Here is a 20,755-nt window from a genome sequence, read left to right as displayed (position 1 = left end):
TCATGAGTGCTCCTATTTTACACATAGACGGTTTATCGGTGGGCTTTGGCGCCGGTGATGCGCCTCTGACCGTCACCCATCAAGTGTCACTCAATGTCGCCAAAGGGGAGACGCTCGCCTTGGTCGGCGAGAGCGGCTCAGGTAAGTCGGTGACAGCCAATTCGATTCTCAAGCTGTTGCCAAAAGGTTCAGCCCATTATCTAGAAGGCCGTATTCAGTTTGATGGCATTGACATGCTCAGTTGTTCGGAGCGTCAGTTACGTGGTATTCGCGGCGGTCGAATAGGGATGATTTTCCAAGAGCCTATGGTGTCGTTAAATCCGCTACATAAGGTGGGCAAACAACTGGTTGAGACCTTAGCGATTCACCGTGGCATGCGTACGACTCAAGCGCAACAGCGAGCCATTGAGTGGCTAGGAAAAGTCGGAATTCGTCATCCTGAGCAAAAAATACAGGCCTATCCGCATGAGTTGTCGGGGGGAGAACGTCAGCGCGTAATGATTGCGATGGCGTTAATTAATGAGCCTGAGCTGCTGATTGCCGATGAGCCTACAACAGCGCTCGATGTCTCTGTCCAAGCGCAAATTCTGGATCTGCTCAAAGCGCTGCAACAAGAGATGGGCATGGCGATGCTGTTTATCACTCATGATCTGAGTATCGTTCGCCGTATTGCGGACCGAGTGGCCGTCATGCAACACGGACATTTAGTCGAGACGGGGGAGTGCAAAGCGATCTTTCAAAACCCGACCCACCCCTACACGCAAAAGCTGATTCACTCAGACCCGAGAGGCTTACCTGTTCCGGTTGAACCTGACTCGCCCGCTTTGTTGACAGTGGATCAGTTGAGAGTGTGGTTTCCCATCACGGGTGGTCTGTTTAAGCGGGTAGTGGATCACGTGAAAGCCGTGACAGAGATGAGCTTTACTTTACGCAAAGGTCACGCCATTGGATTGGTTGGCGAGAGTGGCTCGGGGAAATCGACCACAGGTATGGCGATTCTCAAACTGGTCCACTCGCAAGGGCATATTGAGTATCAAGGACACGCATTGGACACGCTCGATCGCGCGGGTATGCTGCCGTTTCGCAGCAAAATGCAAGTGGTGTTTCAAGACCCATTCTCTGCGCTTAACCCCAGAATGTCGGTGGCTGAGGTGATTGGGGAAAGCCTGCGCGTGCACAAGCAATGGAGTGATGAAGAGATAGACGAACAAATCTGCGCAGTGATGAAAGAAGTGGATTTGGATCCGAACACTCGTCACCGTTACCCCAATGAGTTTTCCGGTGGGCAGCGTCAGCGTATCGCCATCGCTCGGGCGTTGGTACTCAAGCCAGAATTCATTTTACTTGATGAGCCGACCTCATCACTCGATAGAACCGTGCAAGCTCAAGTGCTCGATTTGCTCAAATCGCTGCAAGAGAAGTATCAGCTGAGCTATTTGTTCATTAGCCACGATCTCAATGTCGTGAAATCCTTGTGCCATTACACCATAGTGATGAAACAGGGGCAGATTGTCGATCAAGGGGAGACGCAGCAGCTGTTTACCTCTCCCGCTCACCCTTATACGCAGGAGCTGGTCTCGCTGTCGTCGTTTTAGCGAGTCAGCGTGTTTTATATAGCAAGCTATTGGGGCCAGTATCAGTGGGCTGGCCAAACGATGTAGTACCGCCCTGTCGCGATTAAATGGTGGTGTAGCGGCTGGCGCTTGCCAGAGAGAGCGGTTTTGAAAACCAATAGCCTTGCAAGTAGGACGCGCCCATATCTGTGAAGATTCGCTGCATTTCGGCGCTCTCTATTCCCTCAATGACAATATCGACGCTGTAGCTTTTGCACAGCTTAGTGATGAAGGCGAGATACTCGAAGGTGGCAGGATTTTGCAGTGAGCGCCACGCGATGGATTTGTCGACTTTGATCTGTTTTAGCGGCAGGTCAAAAAAGCTATTGAGAGAGCTGTAGCCGGATCCGAAATCGTCTAACGAGAGTAAGAAACCATAACCGTTGAGGCGATAAAGTTGGTCAAAAGCGCTCTGATTACCATCTAGGATGATGGTTTCTGTCAGTTCTAGCACAATGCTGCTGGTAGGCACGCCGTAGTGGTCTGCCATGGCTTTAATTTTTTTCGGAAAATCCTGTTGCAGTAACTGCAATACGGACACGTTGATGTTCACCCGAACGCCCGATTGATGCTGCTGTGAGTAGGCTTTGATGAACTCGCAGGCTTTGGCAAACACAAAGTAGCCCAATTCAGACACTAAGCCTTTCTTTTCCGCTAGCGCTATAAACTCGTCGGGGTAAATTTCCCCCATCTCGCGGCTTTTCCAGCGTACGAGTGCTTCAAAGCTGGCCACGCGGTTTTGCTGGGTACAAATAATAGGCTGAAACTTCACGTTCAGCGTTTCACCTTGAATTGCCTCACCAAGTTCACGTTCGATGTAGAAGTGGCGATCGACCTTATCTTTGGTTTTGTCATCATAAACGCTGATGATTCCGTCACCTTGTTCCACTGCAAAGTGGCAGGTACGCGCAGCGATTTTAAGGGTATCTTCTGGCGCGGCATCGGTAGGGAAGTTAGGGTAGATGCCTATCACCATATCACGGCCGTACAACACGCCCTGTTCGTTGAGCGCATCTTGGTACTGCGTAATAATGCGCTGGGCGAGATCGTTCAGTGCACCGGTGGTGTAGTCACCTTTACACAGAATCACAAAGTCATCGGAACGAATACGGTAAATATCCACCAACACATCAGGCAATGTTTTTAGGCTGATCAACAGATGATTGAGCACATCGCGCATACTCTGTGAGCCATACAGGCTAAGGTAGGTACGCAGATCGCTAACATGGATATTCAGTAGATGATACTGTTCGCCCTCCGGCGCGGTCAGCTGGTTAAGATCGAGTGTCAGTTTTTGCTCGTTGGCAAGGCCCGTCGGAATATCAAACAGCGACGTGTGACGTAAAAACGCTTCCATATCTTTTTGTTGTGAGATGTCTTTGTGGCACCCAACCATAAAACGCTTACCGTTGATGGTTTTGGTGATAGACGTCGCTTCTAGCCAAACGTAGTCGCCGGTGGTAGCGCGAATACGATATTGCGTGGTCATTTTGAGGTTGTCTTGCGCGATATGCTCATCGACGCGACCATCGAGCATTTCTCTGTCCAATGGATGCACCAGTTTCAGCCACTCATTCAAACAAGAATGGCCAGTATTGATGCCAAATCGGCGATAAAAGGAGGGGCTATAAAAGCAGACATGTTCATTGTCGGACATATAAAAGATACCGTCATTAAACACATCAAACATGTGCTTAAAGTGGTTGTCCATTAGGCCGTCGAGCTGAGCGCCAGAGAGAGGATGCTCAGCGTCGTGGTCAATCGACTCTACCGCACCGCCGCTTTCAGCCTCTTCTGCAGCTTTGAGCGTATCAAACAGACTGTGGATGGTGTACTTAGACATATCGAAATAAAGACCTAACCTTAGATTGCTTAATCATTGATTTTATTGTGGTTATCTGCGTTAAGCAAAAATTTTGAACATTGTTTCATACATTTGATGCTACTGCCAACAAGAAGCGCGTTAACTGATAACGATTCTCTATTAATTTTGATATAGATGCAGTGAATAGACCATATTATTGAGTGATTATTCAATAATATTGATGAATGTGTGAAGAGAATCACCTAAGGCGCTGCGCATTGGCGAGTATAGTGGATTGTGCTACGGTGGCATTATCCAAAACTATCAAACTCGTCTCTTATTATGAAGTCTCAGCTTGATCTCAATTTACTTAAAGTATTGCTGCTGTTGGCGAAACATAAGCAGTTAAAACCGGTCGCAAAAGAGTTGGGAAAAACCGAAAGTGCAGTTAGTAAGCATCTCGCTAAGTTGCGAGAGCAGCTTGGTGACCCTTTATTTGTCAGAGGAGCACACGAGTTTGAGCCCACTGAGTTCACGCTCAAGCTTTTGCCTGGTGTTGAGCAAGGATTGGAGCTTATCCAATATTCGGTACAAGACAAAACGTTTGAACCTCAGTTGTATCAAAAGCCGATAAAAATCGCTTTGCCGAGCGTGGTGCAATATTTGGTAGGTAAAGATCTTCTGATTGACTTGCTCGACACGTTCCCACGCGCGCCGATTGATATCACCACTTGGAATGACTATTCGGTCAGCCACATTCTTGACGATAAAGTCGATATTGGCGTTCAATACTTTAACGGTGACTTGACGAAGAACCTCTACCAGCACAGGCTCGGGCAGTGTGATGCCAGTATTATCTGCGCCAAGCGCTATGCTGGGCGAACTCTAGACGATTTGCTTGCGATGCCGTTTGTATTAATGGAAATGAAAGGGTGGCAGCATTCGAAAGCCGCCACCAAAGTGGCATTGGCAGAGCGCGGCATTGCCATTAATGACATCGCGACCGTAGACAATATGACCTGTTTGTTTGAGGTACTTGATGAAATCGAGTGCGCTGCTTTCTTACCTAAGCTTCCCGCGCTGACCAAGCGGCCAAATCTGGCGGTGACTGTGCTCCCTGACAGCCTTATGGGAACGCCGCTGCCCCCGATTGTCAGCATATCTCGCTTAAAGAATCGAGGGAGCCCATTACACGATCTGCTGGTGAGTAAACTCAAGCAGCACGTGTTCTCCGGTTAAATCTATCGTACTTAGGCGGCGAGCTGACTTTGCAGACGAGTCAACTCGATGATGGACTCAACTTGGTATTTATCGAGAATGCGGGTCTTATAGGTGCTAATGGTTTTCGAGCTCAAAGAGAGCAGCTCAGAAATCCGCTTGTTCGAGTAGCCTTGAATCAAGTAGTTGAGAACGATGGTTTCTCGACTTGAAAGCGCCGGATGTTTTGCACTTTGCTCAGCGTCTTGCTTGAAAACCAAGTAGCCACGCACCACACTATTGATCGATTCGGCAATAGTGGTACTCGATTCTGTTTTTAGTACAAAGCCATTGGCGCCAACTTTATGCGCCGTATCGGAATAGAGTGGGTGATGGTGGCCCGAGACAAACACAATTTTGCCTGTGTAACCGCGAGCTCGGGCGCGGCGGACAAATTCAAAACCGTCAGAGTTGTCGAGTTCAACATCAAGCACCACCAAATGGCAGGGGTGTTGACGCAAATATTGCAGTGCGCTGAGTGACGAGCTGGTCGCTTCCACCTGTGCATTCGGAAAAAGTGTCTCAATGACCTGAGTAAGCGCTTCTTGAAACATGGGCTGACGGTCGATGATGAGTGTGGTAAACGGTGTGTTGAGCTGTGCGTTCATCTTTTATCTCTCTTATTGATTTACGTGAAACGCATCCATGCACTAATCGATGGCGTTAATGTAATCCAAATCTGAAAGACGGTGTGGAAAAGAGGAATTTCCGTTTCGGAAAGTCAGTCAGCGGCATGTCAACGGGTCAACATGCCGACCTTATCAATCTCTTAGAAGAAGTCGATCGACTTACGTCCGCCACTTTTGCTTGGTGCTGGCTTATCGGGTGTCGATGATGTTTGTGCGCTCGCTGGTTCAGGCTTGCGTGAAGGGCTCTGTTCAGTGGCCGTTGCTGACGCCCGATTCGGGGAGACGGATCGGTCTTCCTCAAGTTCCAGTGCGCTTGGCTGCGTGGCATCCATCGAATGCTCGATGTCGTGCTCTTCGCCTGTGTCATCAGCGTAGTAGTAGTCGTTGACACCGCTATTTTCACCATCAGCACAAATGATGATGTAGTACTGCTGATTGAACTCAATCAAATCGCCGTCCATGATCTTGCGGCGTTTGCGCGTTTCTATTTCACCATTCACCGCGACATAGCCTTCAGAGATAATGTGCTTGGCTTCACCGCCACCACTGACGAGATTGGCGATTTTAAAGATCTTATAAAGCTCAATAGGTTGCGAGTCGATTTCAATACCGATCGCTTCAATTTCAATCTCTTCTGACTCATACTCAGACATAATGGGTTCTCACAAATCCTGATGCTACACGTTTCTTGCATCACTATTACTACAATCGTGCCGCGCAGTGTACTGGCATCGACCAAAGATGCAATCTATTGCGTTAAATCTTTAATGATCGGGCATTCACTGCTCGCATCTCCTGGGCAAGCAGCGACCCACTCTTTGAGCTGCTTTTCAATCTCTTGCAACTGGCGAAGCTTGTTTTGTACTTCATCCAGTTTGACTTGTGCTCTGGCTTTCACTTCACTGCTTTTACGCTGCGGGTTGTGCGCCAGTTGGACGAACTCCTTACATTCTTGCAAAGAGAAACCGGCGTTTTTTGCTCTCGAGATTAAGTTCAGCTCTTGAACCTGTTGTTCGCCATATTCCCGATAGCCGGAATCACTGCGACTTGGCGGGGTAATGAGGCCTTTTTCTTCATACAGGCGGATAGACTTGCTGGATAGGCCAGTCAGTTCTGCGACGCTGCCAATGTTCATGCGCTCTCCTTTCGTCTCATGTTTGGCTATGTTGTACTACGAAATGATCGCTGATGCACCTATCTAGTGCCCAAAATATCTTGGGCCCAAAACGAAAAAGCTCACCCCGAAAGGGATGAGCATAGCTAGCAATATTCGCCAGCAAATAAGGACAGTCGTTTACCTAGAACTTATAGGTAGATACGTGCGCCGATAACCCACATGTCGTTAGTTTCAACTTTCACGTTTTGTGGCTTGTCGTTTAGGTCAAACTGGTAAGCAGTGTAACCTACGAAGTTTGGCTTGAAGTTGTATTCAACTTGTAGAGCCATCTCTTCGCGAAGGGTTTCTTTGCTAGAGCTTGATTTATCTTCTTTGCCTTCAACCATTTCGTAGTTGATGCTGAAGTTTAGGCTGTTTGGTAGAGCGTAAGCTACAAGGAACTCGTATGCTGTACTTTCTTCCATAAGGAAACGCTCTACACCTTTAGCAGTGTCGTTTTTGTATGTTTCAGAGCCTGATTGCATAAATTCATTTGAAGCGTAAACACCTGCAACATACAAGCCTTTACCGTAGGTGCCGTACGCAGCTGATACTACGTGAGACTGAGCTGTCTCCGTTTCACCAAACATTTTGATGTCGCCGCTGTTGTATGCATAACCTAGTTTTGCACCCATTAGCTCGTAACTTACTGTAGCTTGAACGCGATCTTTAACTTGAGTTTTGTAGCCAACTTTTACAGACGCGTTAGTGTCACCTGTTACATCTGACACCTCGTCAGTGTAGATGTCGTAAGTGGTTTGGCTGCCTTGCCAAGCAAGACCAAAGTTTAGTGCGCCTGCTTCATCTAGATCAATACCGTTACGGTAAGAGATCATGTTTTCGCCACGACCAGTACCAAATACACCGTGGTTGTCGTAGATAAAGTCGTTAGCAAACGCGATTGGCATATCTGCAACGCCTGCTACGTCGTAGTAAGGTGCCCACTGAGTACCTGCGACTGCGCGGCCGAAATCTTCATGAGTTAAACCAACGTAACCAAGACGAGTTGTGAAAGTGTTGTCACCGCCGTCTAGGTAGTTCAGTTGCCATTCGCCGCGAGCGTCAGCTGTGAAGCCGTTGCCTAGGTCTTGAGTAGCGGTGAAGTTGATGCGTGGAGAGTTCGAGCCAACGCCAGTGTCGCCTTGCTCAGAACCGTTAAGGTTAACTGATACGTGGCCGCCAACTGCGAAAGTCGTGCCGTCGTTGTTGTAAAGCTCAACTGCCATTGCTGTTGAAGAAAGAGATGCAATGGCTACTGCAAGAATCGTTTTTTTCATCATAAAGTCCATATTGAATCAGCCCATTCGATAAACGTAACGAAATGAGCGGGTTATCACGTTTGATTACGTGGGATGCACTTTATCTTGAAAGTTCGATGAAGCTCTCAAAAACATGATAAAACGTTAGATATTTGAAATTGCATTCAAAAACAATAACTTACTGGTGTTGTTTTGTGTTTTTATATTTTTTATTGGTTATTTTTAGAATGTTTTTAGGTGAAGGTGAATATGGTGGGTTTTGTGCTGCTTTTTTCTCATCTGAGCCATGAATGAGTGGGTGCGAAATTTTACCTTTAGCTAACTGGTTGTACCTGTCAATCTCTACAAACATAACCTTTTGAACGGTGGTTTGAGCCCCTTGCTAGAGGCTATGGGATTGAGTGAGTGGGGCAGCCGTCTGAGTCGTGTGGTCTTGAGTCCAACGAATGGCTTGGTCAAGCGCCATGGCTGGGCTGTAATAATACCCTTGGATATAGTCGCAGCCATAGCCTTTCAGTGTGCGAAGCACAGATTGATCTTCCACGCCTTCGGCAACCACGGTATACCCTAAACCGTGCGCTAACGTGATGGCGTTGGCGACAATAGAGTCGTTGCGATCATTGGTGTCCAGTTGATACAAAAAAGAGCGGTCGATTTTGATTTGATCGACGGGCAAGTCACGCAATAAAGAGAGAGAAGAGTAGCCGGTACCAAAGTCATCCAAGCTGATTTTGAACCCTAACGCCCGAATCGAAGAGAGCAGTTTCTCTGGGCTGTGCAAACGGTTGATGGCGGTACTTTCCGTTATTTCCAGTACGATGTAATCGGTCATCGCTGGGTGTTCGTCGACCAATTCACGCAGTTGATTGACCAAACCTTGGCCCATCAAATCTTTGGCGGACAGGTTAATGTGAACAGGATAATGAATGCCACTTTGCTGAAATTGCGCAATATCCCGCGTCACTCGTTTTAGCACCCAATTGGTGATTGAAACGATTTTGTGGCTCTGCTCGGCAATAGGGATAAAGTCGACGGGGCTAATCACCGTACCGTCATCTTTTATCCAACGAATCAGGGCTTCATAACCACACACAGCCTCTTTTTTACTATTGATGATCGGTTGATAGAAAATTTGGAACTCGTTGCTTTCGAGTGCCGCATCAATCTGACGTGAGATCTGCAGCTTTTGTTTCGCCCCTTGGTACATCCGCTCATCATAATGGGCAATAAGGTTGCCGTTATTTTTCGCCCAATACATCGCCATATCAGCGGATTTCATCAGCGCTTCGGCGCTAAGCCCATGATCGGGAAAGCGGCTTATGCCAATCGCCGCGCTGCTTGTCAGCTCAAACCCTTCGAGCAGAAAGGGTTGGCTCAACGCTTTGTTGATCTTCTTGGCCAATTTAAGCCCTTCTGTGCGATGCTCGAGCTTGGCAATCACCGCAAATTCATCACCACCAAGACGCGCCAACATCGCATCTTGGCCCATCAAGGCACTCAATCTGTGACCGATTTGAATCAAGAGTTGATCACCACAAAAATGGCCCATGCCATCATTGACTTGTTTGAAGTTGACAATATCGAGCAGCAGAAACTGAAAAGTGCGCCCGTTGACAATGTATTCATCCAAGGCGTCGATGCAGTACTTGCGATTGGGCAACCCGGTGAGCGAGTCATGCAGTGAGTTGTATTTCTCTTGCTCGGCCAAATCCTTTAGGCGAGAAATACTGCTTAAACTAAAACGCGTCACCATAAAGACGAACACACTGCCGGCAAAAAGAATGCTGCTGAGTGCAAACATCACATGACCGACATCACTGTCATTAAGCAAAATAAGGAAAATGGCACTATAGCCAGCGATAAATAGAAAGATCAGTAATGTCAGCAACCGCCAACCAATGTAGCGAGTGTTGTTGCAGATCTCACGCGCGGTCGCAAGGCTCGCGGCGAGTAGGAGAATGCCAAGGGCAATAAAGCTTATCGCAATGGTTGACACATTTATCTCTCATCAGCGGATTAACAGCAAAGTAGGGCAGCATCACGGGTACGCAATTGACTGAACACTGCTTTTTTAAAGTGTAGGCATGTTCTCGCGGGAATACCAAACGGCGTCTCATCCGATGTTTGCAACATTTAGGGTTTACGCTTGCCTTTTGTCAGATAAGAACACTCTATAGAGCCTAAAGTCGGTGACAATTTGTATTAATTTTTAGCTAAGAAAAAATTCAGACTTTGCGGCAGATCAATAAATTTTATCTGATTTGTTTAATGTTGATAAATTTAGTTGAAAGATTAAAAAAATATTGAATAATGATTTTAAGTAGATGAAGCAGACGGCTTTCCCCACTCACGTTGAAACAGGAACTCTCCCCCATGTCTAATTCGTACGTTCTAGTGATTAACTCTGGCAGTTCTTCACTAAAATTCGCAGTGATTGATTCTGCCACTGGTGACGCAATCGTTTCCGGTTTGGGTGAATGCTTTGGATTGCCCGAAGCGACCATCAGTTGGAAGTTTAATGGCGAGAAAATAGAAGAAGTGATTGACGCGCCAGACAACCATCATCAGCATGCAATTAATCGTATTGTATTACTCATCGAGTCGCTAGGTCTGGACAAGGATTTGGTCGCTGTGGGTCACCGCATTGTTCATGGTGGTGAGAAATTCACCTCAACGGTTCGTATTGATGCAGACGTGCTGGCAGAGATCGAAAACCTTTCTGATCTTGCTCCACTGCACAACCCTGCTGGCGCGAAAGGCATTAAAGCGGCGATAGACGCTTTCCCAGCACTGCCACAGTTTGCCGTGTTCGATACTGCGTTCCACCAAACCATGCCACAAAAAGCGTTTACAGGCGCAATTTCCAACGAATTGTACAAACAATACGGTATTCGTCGCTACGGCTTCCACGGTACGAGTCACTACTTCGTTAGCCGAGAAGCGGCAAAAATGCTGGATAAACCCGTCGAGTCGTGCAGCTTCATCACCGTTCACTTGGGTAACGGCGCGTCTGTGTGTGCCATCAAAGATGGTCAATCAGTCGATACCTCAATGGGTTTCACTCCGCTAGCGGGCCTTATGATGGGTACACGTTCCGGTGACCTAGACCCAGGTATCATCGAGTTCCTAATGAAAAAAGGTTGGACCCAAGAGCAAGTTTTTGAAACGCTGAACAAGAAATCAGGTTTCTTGGGCGTATCGGGTGTGACTTCTGACGCGCGCGGTATTCTTCAAGCAATGCAAGAGGGCCACGAAGGCGCGAAATTGGCATTCGAGGTATTCACCTACCGCGTTGCCAAATACATCGGTTCATACCTGATCCCACTCGACCGTCTAGATGCGGTCATTTTCACCGGTGGTATCGGTGAAAACGCGCTGGATATCCGCCGTGAGATCTTAAACAACCTAGGTCTACTTGGCTTTGTCGAAGATGTGAAGGGTAACGAAGACGCACGCTTTGGCAACGCGGGTATCATTGGTAAGTCTGAGCTGCTTAACGCACTCGCCCTAGTGATTCCAACCAACGAAGAATTTGTTATTGCTCAGCAGTCGGTTGAGTTGCTGTAATTAATCACAAAAACAGATAGTTAAAAGCGAGCTTGGTGCTCGTTTTTTTGTTTCTTAATGTTGGATCAACCATCGCAAAGTCCGCTAATGGCGAGCACTCATCACTCGCTTTATTGATGTCTTTAAATCGCAGTAAGGATGAGTTTAGATAGTGGTAGTTTGGTGATTAGTATGAAGCATCAGAGTTACTCACTTTGATTGCGGATGCAGCGCCTTCAGTCAAAGTGGGTAACTGTCTTCTTTTGAAATTGAAGTATCAGATCTAGTCAGAACCAATACACACTAAGGGCGTTCACCAACGTACAAACGTCTCTCGATATCTTTAATCACACTAGGGAGGTCTGCGATCGTATCGATGAGGTAGTGCGGCGAGCTCTTGAGCAATTTTGCTCGCGCTTTTTCACGAGCAGCATTAAGCGTTGCTTCGTCCGCGGCTTGGTATTCTTCGAACGTTAGACCTGCTTCGTTACCAGAAAGCAGTAAGCCAACGGTCCACATACCGGCGTTGTGACCTTCGTCGATACCCGGTGCTGCGTCATCCACTTTGATACACGCATTAACGTCAGTAACATTCAGCTCAATCACGTTCTTCAGTGCCATAAATGGTGCAGGGCGACCACCTTGCGGCAGATCATCCGTTGCTACTACGTAATCTGGCTTGTAGCCGTAATCCGCTGCCACTGGAATCAGCACGTCCATCACTTCGCGAGGGTAACCAGAACAAGAACCGATCTTGATGCCTTTGTCTTTCAGACCGTTCACAACTTCAATCGCATTAAGGATTGGGTCTGCATGGTCAGCCACTTTTGCTTTTTGCAGAGGCATAAATGCTGCGTAGATAGCGTCGATGTCTTCGCTGGTCATTGAGCGACCAAACTTCTCATTCCAACGCTTATCAACCGCAGGAATACGACCCACAGCTTGGATGTGATCCCACTTACCAAGACCCATTGGTTCGCGCGCTTCTTCAAGGTCGATTTCAAAATCAAAGCCTTGTTTGAATGCTTCCACAAAGATGCTGGTTGGCGCAAAAGAGCCGAAATCGACGATAGTGCCAGCCCAGTCAAAGATCACTGCTTGAATTGGTGAGTTGCTCATGTTCAATCCTTTTTTTTGCTTGCCAGAGCGCTTGCCTACACGTCGGAACTGCGCTCTGAATCAATTGGTTTTGAGGTTAGAAGTAGTTAAAGTCTTTGCACACTTTGGCGATGGCTTCTTCGAAGATCGCCAACGCTTCTGTCAGTTGTTCGCGAGTGATGATCAGCGGTGGGCTGAGTTGAATCACATTGCCTTGCGATACCTTGAAGCTCAAGCCATTGTTGAGGCATTGGTAAAGCACAGCTTCCGCTTCGTCATACGCGCGTGCTTTGCTTTCGTGGTCGGTGACCAGCTCAATGCCCCACAACATGCCGATGCCACGCACATCACCAATCACTGGGTACTTGGCTTTCATCTCTAGCAGCTTTTCGCGCATGAACTGGCTGTCGGCTTTGGCTTTATTTAGCAAGCCGTCTTGTTCAATGGCTTCCATGGTTGCCAGTGCTGCAGCACAACCGATAGGGCTTTTCTCATGAGTGTAATGACCCATGGAGATTTGCTCGGCGGTGTTGTATTTGTCTTTGGTTACCATGGCTGCGATAGGCACTAAGCCTCCGCCCAAACCTTTACCGATGCAGAGCATATCTGGCTCGATGTCGTAGGCTTGGTAGGTAAACCATTCACCGCTGCGACCCATGCCGTTAGGGATATCGTCGATGATCAGCATGACATTGTGTTTGTCACAGATTTCACGGATGCGTTTCCAGTAGGCTTTGCTCGGCACTTGAACATCCGTGTTTCGAACTGCTTCTGCGATAAACGCGCCCACGCCGCCTTCTTTCTCAATCACGTATTCAAGGTAGTCGGCATAATGCACATCGCTACCGTCGGCAACTGGGAAAGCGCCACGGTAAGATACGGCTGGTGGAATGCGCTCAACACCTGCCATTAATGGTCCCATACCTTGGCGGAAACACGCTTCGCCACCTACTGAAATGGCATCCAATGATGCACCGTGGAAGGAATCCCACAACGACACCACCTTGTAGTTGCCCGTGATGTGGCGTGCTAATTTAAGAGCCATACCAACCGCAGATGTGCCACCCGGAGCAAACAGCACGCGGTTCAATTCGCCGCCACAGATTTGGGTGAGTTTTTCGGCACATTCAATCGCAGTTTCATTGGTAAAACGACGTGGTGAAAACGGCAGTTTGGCAATTTGCTCTTGCACACGTTGAATCACATGCGGATGACCATAGCCTATCTGGTGGACGTTATTGCCATGAAAGTCCATGTACTTTTTGCCGGTGGCATCTTGGATGTAGATGCCTTCTGCTGCTTCCAAGGTATCTAAGCAAGGCGTCGACATGGCTTGATGAAGAAAGACCTCCGAATCACGCTTCAATAATGCTTGCGTGCGTTCGTCGTCCATCGATGCATCCCAAGCTTGGCGCGCTGGTGTTGTGTTGACATCGCCTTCACTACGAAAATGAGTCGATTTGATATTCTGAGTCATAACGCTCTCTCAATCAGAAGGCTGCTTTACGCAACTTGCCAGTACATTGCTTTTTCAATCGCACCGATTAAGCGCTCGATATCTGCTGGGTAAACTTCGCCAATGTTGCCGATACGGAAGCAATCTGCGTTCGATACCTTACCTGGATAAATCACAAAACCTTGCTCTTTCAAACGCGTGTAGAACGCTTTGAATTGGTAATCACTGTGCGTCGGAGAGTAGAAAGAAGTGATAATTGGCGAGTGCAGATCATCACTCAGTAGTGGTTCGAAACCCAGAGAACGCATACCTGCAACCAGTGTTTTCTGGTTAGTTTGGTAACGGTGATGACGAGCCTCAATGCCGCCTTCTTGTTCCAGCTCTAGTAATGCTTGGTAGAAAGCGCGAACCGTGTGCGTTGGAGACGTGAAACGCCATTTGCCGTGGTTCACTTCCATGCAGTGCCACTGGTCGTAAAGATCAAGGCTTAAAGAACGTGCCTGACCTTGGCACTTTTCGAGCTCAGTTTGTTTTGCAATCACAAAGCCAAAACCCGGTACGCCTTGAATACATTTGTTTGCAGAGCTGATCATAAAATCGATGCCTAGCTCTGCGATATCGATAGGAATGCCACCAAAGCTTGACATGGCATCGAGAATCACTACTTTACCGTGTGCTTTTGCCGCAGAAGCAAATGCTTCAATTGGGTTCAGCATGCCAGTCGTTGTCTCACAGTGAACAATTGCCACGTGTGTGATCGCAGGATCCGATGCCAATGCAGTTTCCACCTCGTTCAAGTGTGGCTGTGATGTTTCGCCAGGGGAAACGACATGGCATGGAATATTTAGGTATTCAGCGATCTTAGCGATACGCGCACCGTAAGCACCGTTGTCGACAACCAACAACTTTCCATCTTTGCCAATGGCACTGCCAATCGTTGCTTCGACTGATGCGGTGCCGCTACCTTGCATTAGTACGCTGGTGTAGCCGTCTTGCTCCGTCGCCAGTTTTACAAGCTTAGTGCGGATCACTTCTACAATGTCTTTGTTGTATTCATCATCCCAAGTACACCAGTCTTTTAGCATGGCTTCACGTACCGTTTCAGAAGTAGATAGAGGACCTGGAGTCAGTAGTAGGTATTCGTTTTTCATCTCGATTTCCATCAGAATAGATTAATTGGTCTACACCAAGCTTCGAGTTCACTCTAGCGAGGAAGAAAAGGGCAGTAAATAGGCGAATCTCCAATTTCATAAAACTTTAATATCCAGAAAATGGCGGATCAATTGAACGATTATTCATCGAAAATTTTCGTAAAACTGCCATTTAATGGTCATAATTTCGTCACAAAGGCTCAGTAGGGTGGTTATCGTCAACTGGTACAGACCAAATTAAAACTTAGCCAAATTAACTGGAGAAAATGATGAAAAACCGTTTGATGAAAGGATCGCTGGCTGCACTTGTCTCTCTGCTAGCTACGAATGCAATGGCAGCACAGGAAGTCACGGTTTACACCGCTTTCGAAACTGACATTCTTGCTAAATACAAGTCTGCGTTTGAGAAAGATAACCCAGATATCAAGATTAAGTGGGTTCGCGATTCAACCGGTATCATGACGGCGAAATTGCTGGCAGAAAAGAACAACCCTCAAGCGGAAGTGGTTTGGGGTCTGGCTGGCTCGTCAATGGCACTGCTTAAAGATGAAGGTCTTCTTAAGCCTTACACACCAAAAGGTTTGGAAGAGCTCCACGCGAACCTAAACGACCCTCAATCAAACCAAGCTTGGTTTGGTAACGATGCGTTCTTTAACGCAGTTTGTTTCAACGAAGCGGTAGCGAAACAACTTAACCTGCCTAAGCCAACGTCTTGGGAAGACCTAACAAAGCCGGTTTACAAAGGTCACATTGCAATGCCGAACCCAGCTTCTTCTGGCACTGGCTACATGCAGGTTTCTGCTTGGCTACAAAACATGGGTGAAGATCAAGCATGGAACTACATGCGTGACTTAGACAAGAACATTGCACACTACACGCATTCTGGCTCTAAGCCATGTGTTCAAGCGGGTATGGGTGAAGTGGCTATCGGTATTTCTATGGCAAGCCGCGGCGCGAAGCTGAAAACACAAGGCGCACCACTAGCGGTTATCACACCAAAAGGCATCGGCTGGGAATCAGAAGCAGTCGGTCTAGTAAAAGAGTCGGATGCAGCGAAGCGCGTTGTCGACTGGTCAATCTCTAAAGCGGCAAACGAGCTTTACGTAGAAATGTACCCAGTGGTTGCACATAAAGAAGTTAAAGCGACTGTGTCTAACTTCCCTAATGTTCAAGAGAACATGGCGAAGATGGACTTCGCGCAAATGGGCAGCAAGCGTGCAGAGATCCTAGCAGCATGGTCTGAGAAGTTTGACGCGAAATCGGAGCCAAAATCGTAGCCATTTATCTATTTGCCCTCTTACCAATAAAGGAAGACATTATCTTCCTTTATTGGTCGTTGAATCACCACTCACTCTGCACTTCGCCTGGAATATACAAAATGAAACAACACCATTCTTATTGGTTTAAGCAAGCCATTGAACAGGAATTTGGGTCCTTCGAGCGAGTCACTTACACCCCGCTCAAAGAGGAGCTGTCTTGTGATATTGCGATTGTTGGTGGAGGGTATACTGGGTTATGGACCGCGATACTATTAAAGCAACAACAACCCGATAAAGATATCGCAGTGATTGAAAAATCGCTCTGTGGGAGTGGAGCTTCAGGTGCGAATGGCGGCTGTATGCTAACGTGGTCGACCAAGTACCCGACTCTAAAAAAACTGTATGGTGAGCAGCAAGCGAAGTGGTTGGTCGAGGAGTCTGAAAAGGTCATTTACGAAATTGAAGAATTTTGTGTTCAGCATGGTATTGATGCGCACTTGAACAGAAGTGGTACGTACTATACCGCAACCAATCAGGCTCAAAGAGGAGCAATGCAACCTGTCGTTGATGAATTAACGCGGTTAGGTATCAACAGTTGGCAAAAGTGTGGAGAGGAGGTAGCCAAGAAAGCAGGCTCTGATCGTCATGTCGAAGGGTATTACTCACCCGCTGCCGCTAGTGTTCAACCCGCTCTTTTAGCTCGAGGTCTGAGAAATGTCGCGTTAAAAATGGGGATCCAAGTTTTTGAGAATAGCCCAATGACCAAGCTAGACTATGGTCAACCAGCTAAATTAACGACCCCCAATGGTGCGTTGGTTGCTGATAAGGTGGTCATTGCTCTAAATGCTTGGATGGTAGAACATTTCAGAGAGTTTAAACGAAGCATAGTAGTTGTGTCTTCCGATATGTTGATCACCGATCCGATCGTAAAACGCCTGGAAACAGACGGCCCGGAAAAGGGGGTGACAGTTGTCGATTCAAGGATATTTGTACACTACTATCGGGATAGTCGTGATGGACGCTTAATGCTTGGTAAAGGTGGAAATAAGTTCTCATTCGCCAACCGAGTCGATTCGATGTTTCACCAGCCAAGCAATTATCTACCTTTATTGAATCGATCTTTTCAAAAGTTATTTCCTAAGTTACAGCAATCGTCTTTTGCTTATCATTGGTCTGGCGGTTCAGATAGGTCTGTTTCCGGTTTGCCATTTTTCGGTAGGCTCAATAATCAATCAAACATATTTTATGGCTTAGGGTATTCGGGGAACGGTGTTGCTCAAACACGTATTGGCGGAAAAATATTATCGTCATTGGTTTTAGGTCTTGATAATTCATGGACACGGTGTGGTATGACAAATGGTCCATTAGGTCATTTTCCACCAGAACCATTGCGTTGGATCGGAGCGATGATTGTACGTGACGCTGTTCGTAGGAAAGAAAATGCCGAAGATGAAGGGCAAACGCCACTGTGGATAGATAAACAATTAGCTAAGTTAGCGGGTCCAGCAGGAAAGGCGGATAAAATCAGTTAACTATTACCGGAGTTGAAGCAGCATCTCTTTCAGGTGCAGCTTTTTCTTTTGTGTCGATGTTACATTCGTCATTTTTTGTCTATAAATCTGTCATTGTGATGTAACACTCCAAAACTAAATTTGGTATATACCATCTGGAGCGTGTGTTATGTCAACTAACCAACATTACCTAAATATTGAAAATGTAGTGAAGCAGTTCGGACAGTTCACTGCATTAAAGAAAATCTCTCTAGCGATCGAAAAGGGCGAGTTCGTTTGTTTTCTTGGTCCTTCTGGCTGCGGTAAAACCACTCTATTACGTGCCATTGCAGGCTTAGACCTACCAACATCTGGTGCAATCTTTCAAAACGGTCAAGAGACCACATTCCTACCACCAGAGAAGCGCGATTTCGGCATCGTATTCCAATCTTACGCGCTGTTTCCGAACCTAACTGTGCAAGAGAACATTGCAGTGGGTTTGAAGAACCAAGGCATGTCGACCAAAGAAGCGTTAGAGAAGGTGGATTACTGGTTAGAAACCATTGGTCTTCCAACCTCTGGCGAGAAATTCCCTAACCAACTTTCTGGTGGTCAGCAGCAGCGTGTCGCTTTGGCTCGGGCGTTGGCGCTGTCACCGGGTCTACTGTTACTTGACGAGCCGCTGTCAGCGCTGGATGCAAAAGTACGTGTTCACTTACGTGACGAGATTTGTAAGTTGCAACGCAAGCTGGGCATCACCACCATCATGGTTACGCACGATCAGGATGAAGCGTTGTCGATGGCGGATCGTATTGTGGTAATGAACCATGGTGTGATTGAGCAAGTCGGTACGCCTCAAGAGATCTACCAGCAACCAGCCACGCGCTTTGTCGCTGAGTTTGTCGGCAGCATGAACTTTATTGAAACCTCAGTCGCAACCGACTCCCAAGTGCGCATTGCTGAAACCCTGATACCAGCGCCCAACTTGACTAATCGTAAGATCCAACGTGGTGACCGCTTCGACCTTGCAGTGCGTCCTGAAAGCATCAAGTTTGTTGAAAATTACACCAACTCTTTACCAGTGCGAGTTACGGCTACCGAGTTTTTGGGGGCGTTTTTCCGCATTGATTGCGTATTGCAAAACGACAGCTCAACGAAAACCATCGTCGTGGATGTGCCTGTGGAAACGGTTCAAAAACTCAATATCAAGGCGGGCGATGTACGTTACATCCAGTTTGCTGAAGAAGGGCTGCATGGTTACGCCGTGCCCTCGGTTGATAAAGCGCTAGCGGCGTAGGTGTAAACATGGATGCGAAGACAATGACGATGAATAGCCTGACCACACAAGACAAAGCAAAATCCTTACTCGGACGTGTCAGCCGCGATAACCTAGTGTTGTTCGGTTTGCTCGCTGGTTTGTCGACCATGATGGTGCTGTTCATCTTAATGCCGCTTTGGGCAATGTTGACCAAGAGTGTGCAAAATACCAATGGCGAATTTGTCGGGTTGGCAAACTTTGCGACGTACTTTTCCTCTTCAAGCTTGTGGGTGTCGGTGGGTAACACCTTCACTTTAGGCGTGATTGTGACCTCGGTAGTGGGTGTGCTTGCGTTTGGCTATGCCTACGCGCTGACTCGCTCATGCATGCCGTTTAAAGGTTTGTTTCAAATCCTAGGCACTGCGCCAATTCTTGCGCCTTCGTTGTTGCCGGCGATCAGTTTGATCTTCCTTTTCGGTAATCAAGGCATTGCCAAAGAGATGTTGTTAGGAAACTCGGTTTACGGCGTGATTGGTATCTCGATGGGTTTGATTTTCTGGACCTTCCCTCATGCATTGATGATCTTAACCACTTCGCTGCGCACTTCAGATGCCCGTTTGTATGAAGCAGCCCGCGCACTTAAAACCTCACCCATCAAAACCTTCTTTATGGTGACGTTACCTGCGGCGAAATTCGGTTTGATCAGTACGCTTATCGTCGTCTTTACGCTGGTTATCACGGACTTTGGTGTGCCGAAAGTGATTGGGGGCAGCTACAACGTTCTGGCGACTGACATCTTCAAGCAAGTGGTGGGACAGCAAAACTTTGCTATGGGTGCGGTGACCAGCATTATGCTGTTATTCCCTGCGGTAATGGCGTTCGGTGCAGACCGTTGGGTACAGAAAAAACAGAAGAGCTTATTCGACACTCGCTCGGTGCCTTATCAGCCAGAACCCAACAAAGCGCGCGACAGCATTTGTTTGGTTTACTGCAGCATCATTTCTATCGCAGTGTTGGCTGTGCTTGGCATGGCCGTGTATGGCTCATTAGTTACGTTCTGGCCTTGGAACAAAGCGCTAACGTTGAACAATTACAACTTTGCCGAAATGAGCACTTACGGTTGGAGCCCATTCTTCAACTCGTTAACGCTGGCAGGTTGGACGGCATTTATTGGTACAGCCATCATCTTTGTCGGTGCTTACTGCATTGAGAAAGGGCGTGCGTTTGGTCCAATTCGTCAAGTGATACAAATGCTTAGCGTGGTGCCGATGGCGGTTCCTGGTATGGTGCTTGGCTTGGGTTACATCTTTTACTTCAATGATGCGAACAATCCTCTGAACGTGCTGTATGGCACCATGGCATTCTTAGTAATTAACACGGTAGTCCATTACTACACAGTAGGTCACATGACTGCCCTGACAGCGCTAAAGCAGTTGCCATCGGAGATTGAAGCCACAGCAGCATCGGTGAAGCTTCCTCAATACAAGTTGTTCTTTAAAGTGACATTACCTGTGTGTTTACCTGCGATTTTGGACATTGCGACTTACTTGTTTGTTAATGCATTGACCACCACTTCTGCGGTAGTATTCCTTTACTCAACCGATACGATTCCGGCTTCGGTCTCGATTCTGAATATGGACGATGCAGGTCAAACTGGCGCTGCAGCGGCAATGGCAGTGATGATCATGATGGCTGCCGCAATTGCGAAGATTGTTCAGATGACTTTGGGTAAATTGCTAGAGAATCGCACACAAGCTTGGCGCAAAAGATAAGGACACT

At 47.4% G+C, this 20,755-nt stretch carries 15 protein-coding genes and 1 pseudogene; 7 read left to right on the top strand and 9 right to left on the bottom strand.

Going from position 1 to position 20,755, the window contains the following annotated elements; translation table 11 throughout:
• The first annotated feature begins 2 nt into the window (after positions 1-2).
• The gene (locus tag AC6R10_RS04335; RefSeq protein ID WP_500671568.1) at positions 3-1,595 is read left to right on the top strand and encodes an ABC transporter ATP-binding protein; all 1,593 of its coding nucleotides are present in this window, start codon (positions 3-5) and stop codon (positions 1,593-1,595) included.
• Positions 1,596-1,677: 82 nt separating this feature from the next.
• Here the strand turns inward: AC6R10_RS04335 and AC6R10_RS04330 are convergent, their stop codons facing one another.
• Complete coding sequence (locus AC6R10_RS04330; RefSeq protein ID WP_500671567.1) at positions 1,678-3,456, bottom strand: EAL domain-containing protein; 1,779 nt, start codon at positions 3,454-3,456, stop codon at positions 1,678-1,680.
• A gap of 303 nt (positions 3,457-3,759) precedes the next feature.
• Between AC6R10_RS04330 and AC6R10_RS04325 the strand changes: the two genes are divergently transcribed.
• Positions 3,760-4,656 carry a LysR family transcriptional regulator gene (locus AC6R10_RS04325; protein WP_500630727.1) on the top strand — a complete coding sequence of 299 codons (897 nt, stop codon included), beginning with the start codon at positions 3,760-3,762 and terminating at the stop codon, positions 4,654-4,656.
• A gap of 11 nt (positions 4,657-4,667) precedes the next feature.
• Here AC6R10_RS04325 and AC6R10_RS04320 read toward each other — a convergent pair whose 3' ends face one another.
• The 5 genes and pseudogenes from AC6R10_RS04320 to AC6R10_RS04300 form a co-directional block, all read right to left on the bottom strand.
• Positions 4,668-5,282, bottom strand: coding sequence for a response regulator (locus AC6R10_RS04320; protein ID WP_500671566.1), 615 nt, complete (start codon positions 5,280-5,282; stop codon positions 4,668-4,670).
• Between the two features lie 436 nt (positions 5,283-5,718).
• Positions 5,719-5,956: pseudogene (locus AC6R10_RS04315) on the bottom strand (RNA-binding S4 domain-containing protein); the annotation flags it as partial.
• Between the two features lie 95 nt (positions 5,957-6,051).
• Positions 6,052-6,438, bottom strand: a complete 387-nt coding sequence (gene cueR, locus AC6R10_RS04310) for a Cu(I)-responsive transcriptional regulator (protein WP_500637411.1) — start codon at positions 6,436-6,438, stop codon at positions 6,052-6,054.
• A 170-nt stretch (positions 6,439-6,608) separates the two neighbouring features.
• The gene (locus tag AC6R10_RS04305; protein WP_500671565.1) at positions 6,609-7,736 is read right to left on the bottom strand and encodes a porin; all 1,128 of its coding nucleotides are present in this window, start codon (positions 7,734-7,736) and stop codon (positions 6,609-6,611) included.
• Between the two features lie 364 nt (positions 7,737-8,100).
• Entirely contained in the window at positions 8,101-9,714 is a 1,614-nt protein-coding gene (locus tag AC6R10_RS04300; protein WP_500671564.1) for a putative bifunctional diguanylate cyclase/phosphodiesterase, read from the bottom strand.
• A gap of 377 nt (positions 9,715-10,091) precedes the next feature.
• Here AC6R10_RS04300 and AC6R10_RS04295 point away from each other — a divergent pair, with 377 nt between their 5' ends.
• Positions 10,092-11,285: an acetate/propionate family kinase gene (locus AC6R10_RS04295; protein WP_500671563.1), complete on the top strand. Its 1,194-nt coding sequence runs from the start codon at positions 10,092-10,094 to the stop codon at positions 11,283-11,285.
• 282 nt (positions 11,286-11,567) lie between these two features.
• Here the strand turns inward: AC6R10_RS04295 and phnX are convergent, their stop codons facing one another.
• From phnX to phnW, 3 genes are all read right to left on the bottom strand, one after another.
• Entirely contained in the window at positions 11,568-12,383 is an 816-nt protein-coding gene (phnX, locus tag AC6R10_RS04290; protein ID WP_500626696.1) for a phosphonoacetaldehyde hydrolase, read from the bottom strand.
• A 76-nt stretch (positions 12,384-12,459) separates the two neighbouring features.
• Positions 12,460-13,839 (bottom strand): aspartate aminotransferase family protein, encoded by a 1,380-nt coding sequence (locus AC6R10_RS04285; RefSeq protein WP_500671562.1) that lies wholly within the window; start codon positions 13,837-13,839, stop codon positions 12,460-12,462.
• Positions 13,840-13,865: 26 nt separating this feature from the next.
• A complete protein-coding gene (gene phnW / locus AC6R10_RS04280) occupies positions 13,866-14,969 on the bottom strand; it encodes a 2-aminoethylphosphonate--pyruvate transaminase (protein ID WP_500671561.1) in 1,104 nt (367 codons plus the stop codon).
• A 266-nt stretch (positions 14,970-15,235) separates the two neighbouring features.
• Here phnW and AC6R10_RS04275 point away from each other — a divergent pair, with 266 nt between their 5' ends.
• The 4 genes from AC6R10_RS04275 to AC6R10_RS04260 all read left to right on the top strand — a co-directional run bounded on the left by AC6R10_RS04275 (position 15,236) and on the right by AC6R10_RS04260 (position 20,748).
• On the top strand, positions 15,236-16,246 hold the full coding sequence (locus AC6R10_RS04275; protein WP_005384363.1) for a putative 2-aminoethylphosphonate ABC transporter substrate-binding protein: 1,011 nt from the start codon (positions 15,236-15,238) through the stop codon (positions 16,244-16,246).
• Positions 16,247-16,347: 101 nt separating this feature from the next.
• A complete protein-coding gene (locus AC6R10_RS04270; RefSeq protein WP_500671560.1) occupies positions 16,348-17,760 on the top strand; it encodes an FAD-dependent oxidoreductase in 1,413 nt (470 codons plus the stop codon).
• Between the two features lie 148 nt (positions 17,761-17,908).
• Positions 17,909-19,015 carry a putative 2-aminoethylphosphonate ABC transporter ATP-binding protein gene (locus AC6R10_RS04265; RefSeq protein WP_500671559.1) on the top strand — a complete coding sequence of 369 codons (1,107 nt, stop codon included), beginning with the start codon at positions 17,909-17,911 and terminating at the stop codon, positions 19,013-19,015.
• 8 nt (positions 19,016-19,023) lie between these two features.
• Complete coding sequence (locus AC6R10_RS04260) at positions 19,024-20,748, top strand: putative 2-aminoethylphosphonate ABC transporter permease subunit (RefSeq protein ID WP_500671558.1); 1,725 nt, start codon at positions 19,024-19,026, stop codon at positions 20,746-20,748.
• Positions 20,749-20,755: the final 7 nt, after the last annotated feature.

The organism is Vibrio sp. R12-SG2-ISO1 (assembly GCF_059834045.1).
This window is presented reverse-complemented; position numbering and strand designations above follow the sequence as displayed.